Below are 12,579 nucleotides of genomic sequence, written 5' to 3'. Positions count from 1 at the left end.
CGCAGCGCAGCGTAGGCGCCCCGTAGGGGTGAGCGCAGCGAATCACCAGGCGCAAAGCGACGCAGGACGCCGCAGCGTAGCGTAGGCGCCCCGTAGGGGTGAGCGCAGCGAATCAATCCCTGCCCATCAGCAGGCACCCAAACCTCGCGTGGCGAGCACTCTTTAATTATTGGCGGAGAGGCAGGTTTTGGTGCGAACCCTTCGTTCGAAAGGAACGCAGTGACGCAGACGCCGCAGCGCAGCGTAGGCGCCCCGTAGGGGTGAGCGCAGCGAATCAATCCCTGCCCATCAGCAGGCACCGAAAACCTCGCGTGGCGAGCACCCCTATTAAACCGGTGGAGACTCAGGATTTGATTTTAATCCTGACTTCGAATGGAGCCAAGCAACACAGACGCTGCAGAGAAAGCGCCCTGTAGGGATGAACCGAAGGTGAATTAGTCCCTATCCACGAATCCCGTTGTGGTGATCTCTTTGTGAGTAAGCCTATTCATACTCCTCACCGGTATAACAACACCCTAGTCTGTAGCACTTTCGACCTTACCTGTCTCGGCTGCATACCTAAGGCGTTAAGGAAGCTAATTAAATTCAGGTGATGTTTGAAGTCCTTGGGTCATCATTGGCAGCTTCACAACACCCACTGGGTCAGATTAAACCATCAATAAAACGGCAATACATGCCCAGATCGGAGGTCAATCAAATTTGACCATTGAATGACACTTTTAAGTCAGTTGATTGGGACTATGCATCGGGATCTAAGGTACAGAATGTTTTGAGAAAAGTCTGTAGTTCCAGATCATAATACCTCTATCTGATTGCCAATATTCAGTGGTGGGTAAAGTAGTAGGTTCCTATGAATAACCCTGACAATGGATGTGAGCATTAAACCGCTAATAATTTAGGGTTAACCTCTTGGCATTTTTTGGCTTATCCTACTAGCTCATAAATTGGGTGTAGCAGCAAATAACAAGAAAATGGAAAGATCATCTACAGTGGTATCTGGGGGATTGACAGCCTCGACAAACAGTTGTGAGAAAGAAATACCGTCATATCTTCAGAAAGCATACTGGTGGGCTTATTTACACCCCAGGGCTGTACGCTTTTTTGAACAACAGTGGCTGATCAACCTGATACTTTGGGGGAATTTCAATAATCTTAGAGATGCTGCACTCGAGAAACTTGGCCATTCAATTGAAGGGAAAACCCTTCAAATAGCCTGTGTATACGGTGACTTCACCCCGCGTCTTGCACAACAGTTGACGCCAGGTGCGATCCTTGACGTCATAGATGTGGCACCGGTTCAGCTAGACAATACACGCAGTAAGATTGGGAGTAATGGCCAGGTCAGACTTCATCAACAAGATTCGAGCAAGATGGAATTCCAAGATGGTGAGTTTGACAATACCGTTGTCTTCTTTTTGTTACATGAACAGCCTGAAGCAGTTCGCCTGGCGACCATTGCAGAGGCGGTTCGGGTTACCCGCAAGGGTGGTCGTATCGTATTCGTTGACTACCACCTGCCAGCAGTCTGGAATCCCATGCGGTACGTCATGAAAGGTATATTCAAGTTGCTTGAGCCTTACGCTGAAAACTTCTGGTGCAAGGATATCGAGAATTGGGCTAATCTGGACAGAAACCAGGCCGGAATCAAGAAACGATTGTTTTTCGGTGGCTTGTACCAGATGACGAGTATCGATCTTAATGCCGGCTGAGTTCTTCATTCACCTTTTATTGACAAATCTCAATAACAGACCATCACTTGTAAAAAAATATCGACTATAAATACAAGGTAGAAGGACTGTTATAAAAAAAACCTGACAGCTAAGCGACAACATAATCTCAAGCAGTTTCCTGATTCATGACCGCCATCAGCTGTTTTGGACGGTCTGCCTTAAGGCATCTCAGGAGACATTCATGAAAAGCTCTCAGTCATGTTTGAATAGGCTGCTATGTGCAGTTTTGGTTCTGTGTGTTAGCCCAATATGGGCTGCAGATACAAATTCCACAGCAGACCACAGTAAATTCGAACAGCTTCAAAAGGAGTTCGAGACAGGTCCGGAAGTCACCAAAGCCTGTTTGGAGTGCCATACCGAGGCGGCTAAACAATTACACAAAACCTCACATTGGACTTGGGCATTTGAAAACCAACTCACTGGCCAGACTCTCGGTAAGAAGAACGTCCTCAATAACTTTTGTGTTGCCACCGCTACCAACTGGCCGCGTTGTACCAGTTGCCATATAGGATATGGCTGGAAAGACGACAGTTTCGATCTCAGCTCAGAACAAAATGTGGACTGTCTAGTTTGTCATGATACCACCGGGACCTATAAGAAATTCCCGACCGGTGCGGGACATCCCAACTATGAACCAAAAAAGTGGCCGCCTAAAAAAGGCAAGCTCCGTCAGCCTCCCGATCTGCAGAAAGTTGCCCAGAGTGTCGGTAAGCCTGGCCGCAGCAACTGTGGAGCCTGCCACTTCTATGGCGGCGGCGGGGACGGTGTAAAACATGGTCACCTCGACTCTTCCATGCATAAGCCAAACCGGGCTACCGATGTGCATATGGATAATGAGGGATTGAATTTCAGTTGTCAGACCTGCCATACCACTGGTGGTCATGAGATTGCAGGCAGCCGCTATACACCAAAGCCATCGGATGAGCGGGGCGTGGTGATTCCAGGTCAAAAAGATCAGAATCGTGCTACCTGTGAATCCTGCCATGGTAGTGCAGCACATGGCGAAGAGGCGAATCCAAAACTTAACAGCCATACCGATAAGGTTGCCTGTGTCACCTGCCATGTACCCAAGTTTGCTCGTGGAGGCCGCAAGACCAAGATGTGGTGGGATTGGTCCACTGCCGGTCAGAAAGGTGCAGATGGCAAGCCGCTGGTGAAAAAGAAGGATGGCTATGCAGTCTACCACTTCAAGAAGGGCGATTTTACCTGGGAGGAGAATGTCATACCTGAGTATTACTGGTTTGATGGCGAAGTCCGCTACACCCTGTTTGGTGAGCAGATCGATGATAGCGGTGTGGTGCCGATTAATAGCATTCAAGGCAGTTATGAGGATCCTGACTCCCGAATCTGGCCGTTCAAGGTAATGCGAGGTAAACAGCCCTATGACACCAAGAATAAAATCCTTGGTGTACCCCATTTATTCGGAAAGGATCCAGATGCTTTCTGGAAGAGCTTTGACTGGGGCAGAGCCCTGAAGGCGGGTCTGATGGCAAGGGGTAAGGAGTTCAGCGGAGAATACGGATTTGTAGAGACCGAGTACTTTTGGCCCATCACACATATGGTGGCGCCAAAGGAGAATGCACTGGGATGTGCTGATTGTCATGCACGTAACGGTCGATTGGTTGGTGTCAGTGGTTTTTACATGCCGGGAAGGGACAGGAACGAAACCTTGGACCTGATAGGATGGTTGATGGTATTGGGCACCCTGGGTGGTGTATCGGTGCACGGTCTTGGGCGGATGGTTTCTAAAAAAAGGAGGAACAGCTGATGGCAACGATAAAACTCTATGCTGGCTTTGAACGCTTTTGGCACTGGTCCCAAGCTGCACTCATCATCCTGATGTTGATAACAGGCTTTGAGATACATGGCACCTATACCCTGATAGGCTGGGAACAGGCCGCTGAGATTCACCGCATTGCTGCCTGGACCCTGATCGGTTTATGGGCCTTCGCCTGGTTTTGGCACCTGACCACTGGTGAGTGGAAACAATATATCCCATCACCAATGGAGCGCATCCTGGCGATGGTCAAGTACTACGCCTTTGAGATCTTCCAGGGAAAGGGGCACCCCTTCCACAAAGACCGCAGCCATAAGCATAATCCATTACAAAGGTCAGCCTACCTGGGTCTGCATCTGTTCATTGGACCGGCTATCTGGATCAGCGGATTACTCTATCTATTCTATGGGGATCTGGGTGGTATCGGATTGGAATGGTTACCGCTGGGTGCTATTGCATTGGTTCATACCGGTGCTGCATTCCTGATGCTGACCTTCCTGGTTGCCCACCTCTACCTGACTATTACCATGAGTGACCCTGTAGGGGCTGATGTAAAGGCTATGATTACCGGTTATGAAGAGGTTGATGACTGAACTGTATCAGATGATGTGAAGTTGTCAGGTAGTTGATAACAAATCAGCCGTCAATGGCAGCATCTCCTTTAAATGCGTACTTAAATTTAAATAAACGCATTTGCTGTTGCTTATTGAGCAACTGAACCAGGCATTATTGACCTGTACGCTTGGAACTGAAAATTTGCTCCACGATGGTCAATAACTCACAGAAATCCGCCATAACTGCCGACTGTAAGTTTTGATACTACTTTGCAGTTATGGCGTCAGGGATGTGAGCGAATACTTTTCTCACCCTCAGAAATCAGGTACTGAAGAAAGGCACTGGTGACCGCAGATATCCGCTTGCCCCGGGGATAAACCGCATACCACTGCCTGATCAATGGAAACCCCTTCACATCCAGTACCGCAAAAGCGCCCGAGGCTCGATCAAGGGTTAGAGTGTGTTGGGATAGCACCGCCAGCCCAAGGCCACCGGCAACTGCCTGCTTAACCGCCTCGTTACTGCCAAGGGTCATGCGGGTTTTCAGCTCTATCTTGTGAGACTCAAAGAAACTTTCAGCGGCAAGACGGGTACCGGAACCCTGTTCACGCATGACAAAGGACTCTTCTGCCAGCAGCTTGGGGGATAAGTTTTTTCTGTCGGCCAGAGGGTGGCCACTCGGGGCGATCACCAGCAAGGGGTTCTCCATGAAGGGGACCGCTTCAACAGCGAGCGCTTCGGGGTATTTTCCCATGATGTAGAGGTCGTCGAGATTCCGCTCCAAACGGTTAAGACACTGATCGCGATTCGCCACATCCAGGGAGACCTCTATAGCGGGATGGCGTTGGCAAAATGAACCGAGTAACTTGGGTACAAAGTATTTGGCGGTGGTGATAATGGAGAGTCTGAGCCTGCCTTGTTCCAAACCTTGCAGTTCCGCAATCTCCGAGTCCAGTGCCTCTAACCGGTTCAGAATGTCACGGGCGGCCTCTTCGACCCGTCTGCCTGCGTCGGTCAGATAGAGTTTCCGGCCAATCTGCTCATGCAGCGGCATGCCGATCGCATCGGACATCTGCTTGATCTGAATGGATAGGGCTGGGGTGCTCATATGCAGCGCTTTGGCTGCACGGGTCATATTTCCGTGTTGGGCGAGCGCCGTGAATATGGTCAGTTGATGGAGTGTTAAACGCCTGATCAATTGTTTTACCCAAGTTTAACGAAATATTAGTTTAATTTAAATTAACCTAACAGTTAAGCAAGCGTAAAGTTGCCGGGGATAAAAGTTTTCCACCCTATCACCTCTATTGGGAATAAGGAGAGATCCTGTGCCGCTGGTAAATATGAAACAGATGCTCAATCACGCCCATGCCAATGGTTATGCTGTGGGTGCCTTCGATGTGGTCAGCCTGGACTTTGTGACCGGTGTGATGGCTGCGGCCGAACAGACCGCCTCGCCGCTAATCCTCTCCCTGGCCGAGTCCCATTTTCAGCACTACGATTTCGAACTGTTGATGGCCGCCGTCGAGACAGCGGCAAAACGCGCGGCGGTGCCGGTGGCGATCCACCTGGACCATGGAGAAAGCCTGGAATCTGCCATCGACTCAATACGGCTGGGTTGTAATGGGGTCATGGTCGATGCCTCACATACTTCATTCAAGGAGAATGTGGAGACTACTGCCCAGGTCGTCTCCATGGCACATGCTTGCGGCATACCTGTGGAAGGGGAGCTTGGCTATGTACCCGGTGTGGAGGGTGAGGATGCGGAACAGCATCCTGGTGAAATGAGCCATACCTCAGTGAACGAGGCCAGACAGTTTGTTGATCTGACCGGAGTGGATTTTCTGGCCGTCTCAATCGGTACAGTCCACGGTCGCATGAAAGGTGAGCCGAATCTCGATTTCGAGCGTCTGCAACAGATCAACGGAGCACTGGCTATACCGCTGGTCCTGCACGGCGGTACCGGACTCTCTGCTGAGCAGTATAAAAGGCTGATAGAAAATGGCATCGCTAAGATCAACTATTATACGGCTCTGGCCGATGTGGCCGGCGCATGCGTGGGTAAGAATGCGGAACAGCATCGGTTGGGTTATACCGGTCTGATGCAAGGGGTAAGTGATGGGATCCTTGAGGAGGCGGCACGCTGCATGTCACTCTGGGGATCCGCCGGACGTGCCTCGGAAGTATTGGCCGAATGTGATCCCTGGCTGCCGGTGGAGCATCTGATCATCTACAACACCAGTATTGATGATGAGAAGCAGATCAATCATATGATGGAGGAGGGGAGACGTGTTCTCGGCGCCATTCCCGGTGTGCGTCGGGTATTCACCGGTGATGCGGTACAGGAGAGTGCAGGATATCGCTACACCTGGCTGGTGAAATTCTGTCATCCTGCCGTGATAGACAGTTATCGCGAGCATGTGGATCATGTGGCGTTCGCTGACGGGTTTTTCCGCCCTATCGCCGGGGATCGTATCAGTATCGACTACCAGGCTGTCGAGTCTGATCAGAGTTCTGTTGCAACGGAGAGCAGGGCCAAGCTGTCAGCCTGAGAGCACCGGTAGTGTGGTGTAGAAAACCAATTCGAATTTGAGGCTGCAACCTGTATCGTCTTTTTAAGGCTCGGTTTGGTGCCCATGGTGTGTAATTGGGAACTTCAGTTGAAAATCAGTATCAATGATCCCATATTCAGATAGATAAATTTCAGAGTTTAAAACGATCAGGATGTGAAACGGATATGATGAGGATTGCACTCTTTCTCGGCACCAACCTGGCGATTCTGGCCTTGATCAGCATCACCTTCAGAATCCTCGGGATTGAAGGGCTGCTGATGCAGAATGGGGTCGACCTGGATATCAATGCACTGCTGGTCTACTCAGCGGTCATCGGTTTTTCCGGATCTCTGATCTCTCTCTTTATCTCCAAATGGATGGCCAAGCGGAGTATGGGGGTTCAGCTCATCCAGACCCCCGGCAATGAGGTGGAGCGCTGGCTGGTCGCCACCGTTGAATCCCAGGCCCAGCGGGCAGGCATAGGAATGCCGGAGGTGGGAATATTCAATCATGCTTCTCCGAATGCTTTTGCCACCGGGTGGAACAAGAATGATGCCCTGGTTGCGGTCAGCACCGGCCTGATGCAACAGATGAATCGGGACGAAGTCGAGGCGGTACTGGCTCATGAAGTCAGCCATGTGGCCAATGGGGACATGGTAACCCTCTCTTTGATACAGGGCGTGGTCAATACCTTTGTGGTCTTTCTCTCAAGAATCATTGGACATACTGTGGATCGGGTGGTGTTCAAGACGGAGCGGGGTTATGGGCCGGCCTTCTATATTGTCTCGATAATTGCGGAATTCGTGCTGGGTATCCTGGCGATGACGATCGTCATGTGGTTCTCCCGCTGGCGTGAATTCAGGGCAGACAAGGGTGGTGCGGATCTGGCCGGTCGAGGCAAAATGATTGCCGCCCTGAGGCGATTACAACAGGCCCATGAGCCGGAACCGATGCCGGAAGAGATGGCGGCATTCGCCATCAGTGCGGGAAAAGTGCAGAAGCTGTTCGCCAGTCACCCGCCGTTGGAGGATCGTATCGCAGCACTGGAATCTGCGTAGTCAGTTTTACAACAATTTTCAGCGCCAGTTCTGTTGGGATTGGTGGATATCAGGCACTTCTAAGCTGTTTCGATTGCCTGATCCGCTCGATCTCTTCAACAACCTTGTGCAGATTCTCCACAGCCTCATGGGTTGGAACCTCCATCAACTTCCTGGAATCAGCAAATCGGCTGTCAATCAGTTCGATCGCTTCGAAGCTGTTGAGTGGAGTCGTGAAACTGTCCGCTTTGATGATATCCAACCACTCCGCCTCAATGAATGAGAGATGCTCGTCTGATAGTCCCCGGTTGGTATGCAGATGAAAATGGAGTCGCTTTCCGGCGTTTTTCAGAGTCTCAAGGAAATCAAGCCACTCGGATAGAGTCTGGTTGGACCAGACTTTTGCATGGCCGAAATCAAAACAGCAGTGCAGATAGTCGAATTGGTTTTCAATGATCGAGTTGAAGACCTGCCTGTAGAAGCTCAGATCGTGATAGGTATTCTCAAGATAGATCGGGAAACGATGTTTCCGGCAGATACTGTTCAGTAAGTGCAGTTGCTCAGTCAGTTTATCCATCAAGGCAGGCTGATAGGCTTCCCTTCGGCTGAGGGAGAATGCGGATAGATGGTTGATCCCATAGTCAGCACCCCAATTCTGCGAGAGTTCGATCTGACGTTGCAGAAGAGGCACGTTCTCATGCTCATCGAGGCTGAAAACACTCAGCTTACGATGATCGAGATGGGTATTCAGCATCAACTGCTGCTCTGCCAGACGCTTCTCGATGAACTCATGACAGGATGGATCGTTGAAATAGAGACCGATCTCAATGGGCCTGTGTTGTTGCCGGCAACTGACGAGCAGTGGCTCGATCTCTTCACGTCGGCGATCAACAATTTTATGTCCGATAGATCGGATGGGGATTTCACTCTTCATGAAACGCAGTTTAATGCTTATCTGTTACACAGGGGTGAAAGCGGACCGAAATGGAGATCAGGATCACAGACACGTTTCCAGATGGAAAGGTGTTCCGGTTGGGCCTGTTTTATGAAGCAGTGAGCCTTTGACCCGCCTACTTCAGTGGCAGGGGGGCTATAAGATCGAGCGCAATCAGTAAGTTGGACTGATTGGTCAGTAGTCAATTGAAAACGGCAGGCATATCAGCCTACCGTTCTCAAGAATCTTCGTTGTAAAGCGATAAATTCGGAATTTGGTGCTTACCAGCGACCGCCGCCGCCACCGCCACCAGAGTTGCGACGAGGCTTTTCCTGGGCTTCATTAATTCTCAAACTACGGCCTTGAAAATCTTTTCCATTCAGCTCGGTAATGGCGCGCTCGGCATCAGCCTGGCCCATTTCAACAAAAGCAAAACCACGGGAACGACGGGTTTCCCGGTCAAGGATCAGATTAGCAGATTGCACCTCACCGATATCGGAAAACAGTTCCCGGATATCATCTTCTGTGGCAGACCAGGCCAGGTTGCCAACATACAATTTAGTCATCGATTTACATTCCTAAACAGATTATTGATCTTGTTCAGGGTCTGACGGTCCCATGTATAAACCTGCCAGACAGACCTTGAACGCTAAAGCGCTGGCGTTTCGCCTCGCTTGTTAGCTTGGAAACGAAGGATGCCGATTCTCGACCTGAAGATAAATCAAATGAGGAGCGGATATGGGTCTGTTTCTTTGCCTATACAGAATGATACCCATGTAAATAATAATATGCCAATGCTTTCACTTAGAATATTGCCAGTCGACATCACAGCTTACAAAAGTTTGAGATTGTCGATTTAACTTTTCAGTCAAGAATATGTAATGAACTCTGGAAATCCTAAATTAATCAGTGTGTTATTTCACTGCTCTGGATAACCGCCAGTTTTACATTGGATGGATATTAGAGTATGAAAATTGTGGTTTTTCTATGCTCCAGCGCGCAAAGATTGAGTAAGATAATAGTCATGAAAAAAATATCCTTCTCTATTCTCATGCTTCTGTTTTACCAGAGCTGTGTTTGGGCAGCAGAAATGTCTCCAGTACTGTTGGAATTGAGTGAACGTTGGGCGATTTTGAAGTTTGATACTGCACGGGATCAGCGTCGCGAACCTCTGCAGGCATTGGCAGCAGAGATGGAGAAAGTCGTCAACGAGCAACCAGGAAACCCGGCTGCAATGGTCTGGCATGCTGTTGTGCTTTCAACCCTGGCCAAGGACAGCAGCAACATGTCCGGTCTTGGACTCGCGAAACAGGCAAAACGCCTCCTCGAACAGGCGGAATTGATTGAACCGACGGTCCTTGATGGCACTTTGTACACCGTGCTGGGGAGCCTCTACTACCAGGTGCCAGGATATCCATTGGGATTCGGTGATGATGAAAAAGCCGAGCAGCATTTGCTCAAGGCTCTGGATGTGAATCCGGATAATATCGATGCAAACTTCTATTATGCTGAATTCCTGCTCCATGAAAAGCGCTTTCAGCCTGCAATCACAGCTTTTGAAAGGGTTTTGGCTTTGCCCATCAGAAGCAATAACCGGGTGGCCGATGCCGGACTTAAACGAGCGGCTGAAGCAGCGCTTTCAACTGCCAAAAAACAGCTACAGTTAAAGTATGACAATCAACCGGAGTTTCCACACTCATTTTGAATCTCTGCAGCTATAGGCTGTTAACAGACCCTAGCACAGCAGGAAGATGACTCAGAAGGATGAGTCTGCACTGTATAAATTGAAAAGATCGATTCAGGACTTGTTTGATGCGAATTGTTTTGGCGGAAGATGATCGCCATCTTGGCGAGGGTCTCAGTATGGGGCTGAGAGAGTTGGGCCATACAGTCGATTGGTTGGTTGATGGCTCAGCAACTGAACAAGCCTTGTTGAGTGAGAATATCGATGCCCTGATTCTCGATCTCGGACTGCCAACTCAGGATGGCCTGCACGTTTTAAAAAATTTGCGCAGCAGAGGCAATAATCTACCGGTATTGGTACTAACCGCTCGCGACACACTAGATGACCGGATCCAGGGATTGGATCTTGGGGCCGATGATTATGTCGTGAAACCATTCGATTTGCTTGAGGTAGATGCCCGGTTACGCGCCATCTGCCGCCGGCGGGAAGGGCGTGCCGCACCATTAATCGAGTATGCCGGAATTACCATGGATCCCGCATCCCGCAGTTTGCAAAAGGATGGTGTAGAGGTCATATTGGGCGCAAATGAGTTTTCCATATTGGAAACCCTGATATCCCATCCGGGACGAATCATGTCAAGACAGGCGCTGGAAGAATCGCTCTATGGTTGGGATGAGGGTGTGGAGAGTAATGCCATTGAAGTGTATATCCACCATCTTCGAAAAAAGCTGGGAAAGACGTTGATCAAGACCGTACGCGGCGTTGGCTACATGATCCCTAAGCAGAGTCAATCCGATTAGGGCGAGTTAATAGATGACGATCCCATCAATTCGCCGACGTCTTTTAGCCAGCCTGATAACCACCATCATATTCCTATGGTTGATCACCGCACTGTTTGTCTACCAGGTAGCCTCTCATGAAGTTGAAGAGATCTACGACGCTACCCTGGCTCAGGAATCAAGAATTCTTGCAACATTGATGATCCATGAGATTGAAGAGGATGAGGAGGTCAAACAGACTCTGCAGAAACTGATTGCTGAAGTTGCTGAGGATACCGCGACTCGATCTTCAAGGTTCATGAAGATTCTGCAGGACTTTCAATCACATGAGAGTGAAAGTGAACAGGATTATTTGACTTTGGTACCCAGGGATCTGGTAGAGGGACACCGATATGAATCGAAAATCGCCTTTTTGATAAAAGGGGTTAATGGAAAAACCTATTTACGTTCAAATCTGCCCGCATCATTCAACGATTTTAAGATTGGTTACAACAATTTTGTTATTGAGGACAAACCATGGAGGATGTTTGGACTGAAGGAGTCGAGCGGTCAGTTCAATGTTCTCGTGGGTGAGTTACTCTCTGTAAGAGAGGAGATCGAATCGGAAATAGTCTTTAACAGCTTATGGCCAATCATTATCGCACTACCGCTACTTGGCTTCATTATCTGGATGATGGTTGGCAACGGTCTGAAACCACTCAGCACGATTGCGGACAAAGTCGAGAACAGGGATCCAAATTCACTCGACCCGATATCCACTAAGGATGTGCCGAGTGAAGTGGTACCGATGGTGGAGTCGTTGAATCATCTGTTTCTCAAAGTTCACTCTGCATTGGAAAATGAGCGAAGATTTACCGCCGATGCAGCCCATGAGCTGAGAACGCCCTTGGCCGCCTTAAAGACATTGGCTCAAGCCAAATCTCTCTCAACTGAACAGGCACACAAAGGATTTCTTGATCAGGTGATTCGTGGGGTGGATCGGGCTACGCATCTGCTCGAACAGCTGTTGACTCTGGCCAGAATGGATAGTCAGTCCTTCGATGAGTCCCATACCCATCAGGTGGATCTGCAGCAGGAGGCGATCAATGTCATCGCCGCCATAGCTGGTTTGGCCTTGGAGAAGGATATTGAGATCTCCTACGATGGCCCAAATGATACAGTGGTGGTACCCGGGTTTTCACCCGCCATACAGATTTTACTGAGAAATATTATCGACAATGCGATCCGCTATACGCCCGATAACGGTGAAGTCACCGTTAAACTGGTTGAGCTGGACGCCGGCGCAAGGATAGAAGTACATGATACTGGGCCCGGGATCCCCGAATCCAAGCAGCAGGGTCTGTATCAGCGTTTTCGACGGGGTGAAGATACCAAAATCCAGGGTAGTGGTTTGGGATTGGCAATTGTTAAAAGAATTGTCGATCTTCATCACGCAACCATTGAGATGGAAAACAGAGAAAACCATGGTGGGTTGACCGTTTCTGTGCATTTCCCGGGTGCCCTTAGTTAACTCAGTAAGCCAGATAGACAAGCA

At 49.5% G+C, this 12,579-nt stretch carries 11 protein-coding genes; 8 read left to right on the top strand and 3 right to left on the bottom strand.

The window, feature by feature from the left end:
* Nucleotides 1-971 precede the first annotated feature (971 nt).
* The 3 genes from rquA (at nucleotide 972) to A3193_RS08805 (ending at nucleotide 4,100) form a co-directional block, all read left to right on the top strand.
* The gene (rquA, locus tag A3193_RS08815) at nucleotides 972-1,709 is read left to right on the top strand and encodes a rhodoquinone biosynthesis methyltransferase RquA (RefSeq protein ID WP_083218417.1); all 738 of its coding nucleotides are present in this window, start codon (nucleotides 972-974) and stop codon (nucleotides 1,707-1,709) included.
* A 202-nt stretch (nucleotides 1,710-1,911) separates the two neighbouring features.
* Nucleotides 1,912-3,498 carry a tetrathionate reductase family octaheme c-type cytochrome gene (locus tag A3193_RS08810; RefSeq protein ID WP_069005984.1) on the top strand — a complete coding sequence of 529 codons (1,587 nt, stop codon included), beginning with the start codon at nucleotides 1,912-1,914 and terminating at the stop codon, nucleotides 3,496-3,498.
* On the top strand, nucleotides 3,498-4,100 hold the full coding sequence (locus A3193_RS08805; RefSeq protein ID WP_069014546.1) for a cytochrome b/b6 domain-containing protein: 603 nt from the start codon (nucleotides 3,498-3,500) through the stop codon (nucleotides 4,098-4,100). The genes A3193_RS08810 and A3193_RS08805 overlap by 1 nt, the downstream gene beginning before the upstream one ends.
* A 245-nt stretch (nucleotides 4,101-4,345) precedes the next feature.
* Here A3193_RS08805 and A3193_RS08800 read toward each other — a convergent pair whose 3' ends face one another.
* Nucleotides 4,346-5,260, bottom strand: coding sequence for a LysR family transcriptional regulator (locus tag A3193_RS08800; RefSeq protein WP_235615499.1), 915 nt, complete (start codon nucleotides 5,258-5,260; stop codon nucleotides 4,346-4,348).
* A gap of 127 nt (nucleotides 5,261-5,387) precedes the next feature.
* Between A3193_RS08800 and A3193_RS08795 the strand changes: the two genes are divergently transcribed.
* Both A3193_RS08795 and htpX read left to right on the top strand, forming a co-directional pair.
* Nucleotides 5,388-6,611 (top strand): ketose-bisphosphate aldolase, encoded by a 1,224-nt coding sequence (locus A3193_RS08795; protein ID WP_069014545.1) that lies wholly within the window; start codon nucleotides 5,388-5,390, stop codon nucleotides 6,609-6,611.
* A gap of 185 nt (nucleotides 6,612-6,796) precedes the next feature.
* Nucleotides 6,797-7,669, top strand: a complete 873-nt coding sequence (gene htpX, locus A3193_RS08790; protein WP_069014544.1) for a protease HtpX — start codon at nucleotides 6,797-6,799, stop codon at nucleotides 7,667-7,669.
* Between the two features lie 49 nt (nucleotides 7,670-7,718).
* Here the strand turns inward: htpX and A3193_RS08785 are convergent, their stop codons facing one another.
* Both A3193_RS08785 and A3193_RS08780 read right to left on the bottom strand, forming a co-directional pair.
* Nucleotides 7,719-8,582 (bottom strand): TIM barrel protein, encoded by an 864-nt coding sequence (locus A3193_RS08785; RefSeq protein ID WP_069014543.1) that lies wholly within the window; start codon nucleotides 8,580-8,582, stop codon nucleotides 7,719-7,721.
* 281 nt (nucleotides 8,583-8,863) lie between these two features.
* Nucleotides 8,864-9,148, bottom strand: a complete 285-nt coding sequence (locus A3193_RS08780) for an RNA recognition motif domain-containing protein (RefSeq protein ID WP_069005979.1) — start codon at nucleotides 9,146-9,148, stop codon at nucleotides 8,864-8,866.
* 401 nt (nucleotides 9,149-9,549) lie between these two features.
* Between A3193_RS08780 and A3193_RS08775 the strand changes: the two genes are divergently transcribed.
* From A3193_RS08775 to A3193_RS08765, 3 genes are all read left to right on the top strand, one after another.
* A complete protein-coding gene (locus tag A3193_RS08775; protein WP_141694607.1) occupies nucleotides 9,550-10,287 on the top strand; it encodes a tetratricopeptide repeat protein in 738 nt (245 codons plus the stop codon).
* Nucleotides 10,288-10,394: 107 nt separating this feature from the next.
* Nucleotides 10,395-11,066, top strand: coding sequence for a winged helix-turn-helix domain-containing protein (locus A3193_RS08770; RefSeq protein ID WP_069005978.1), 672 nt, complete (start codon nucleotides 10,395-10,397; stop codon nucleotides 11,064-11,066).
* A gap of 13 nt (nucleotides 11,067-11,079) precedes the next feature.
* Nucleotides 11,080-12,555 (top strand): ATP-binding protein, encoded by a 1,476-nt coding sequence (locus A3193_RS08765; RefSeq protein ID WP_069014542.1) that lies wholly within the window; start codon nucleotides 11,080-11,082, stop codon nucleotides 12,553-12,555.
* The last annotated feature ends 24 nt before the right edge of the window (nucleotides 12,556-12,579 follow it).

The sequence above is a fragment of the Candidatus Thiodiazotropha endoloripes genome (assembly GCF_001708965.1).
GTDB lineage: Bacteria > Pseudomonadota > Gammaproteobacteria > Chromatiales > Chromatiaceae > Thiodiazotropha > Thiodiazotropha endoloripes.
The sequence above is the reverse complement of the archived record's forward strand: the minus strand, read 5'-3'. Positions and strand labels throughout refer to the sequence as shown.

Coding starts and splice junctions, on each gene's coding strand:
- rquA (WP_083218417.1), top strand. CDS start 972: ATGGAAAGATCATCTACAGTGGTATCTGGGGGATTGACAGCCTCGACA.
- A3193_RS08775 (WP_141694607.1), top strand. CDS start 9,550: ATGAAAATTGTGGTTTTTCTATGCTCCAGCGCGCAAAGATTGAGTAAG.
- A3193_RS08810 (WP_069005984.1), top strand. CDS start 1,912: ATGAAAAGCTCTCAGTCATGTTTGAATAGGCTGCTATGTGCAGTTTTG.
- A3193_RS08785 (WP_069014543.1), bottom strand. CDS start 8,582: ATGAAGAGTGAAATCCCCATCCGATCTATCGGACATAAAATTGTTGAT.
- A3193_RS08770 (WP_069005978.1), top strand. CDS start 10,395: ATGCGAATTGTTTTGGCGGAAGATGATCGCCATCTTGGCGAGGGTCTC.
- A3193_RS08805 (WP_069014546.1), top strand. CDS start 3,498: ATGGCAACGATAAAACTCTATGCTGGCTTTGAACGCTTTTGGCACTGG.
- A3193_RS08780 (WP_069005979.1), bottom strand. CDS start 9,148: ATGACTAAATTGTATGTTGGCAACCTGGCCTGGTCTGCCACAGAAGAT.
- htpX (WP_069014544.1), top strand. CDS start 6,797: ATGATGAGGATTGCACTCTTTCTCGGCACCAACCTGGCGATTCTGGCC.
- A3193_RS08765 (WP_069014542.1), top strand. CDS start 11,080: ATGACGATCCCATCAATTCGCCGACGTCTTTTAGCCAGCCTGATAACC.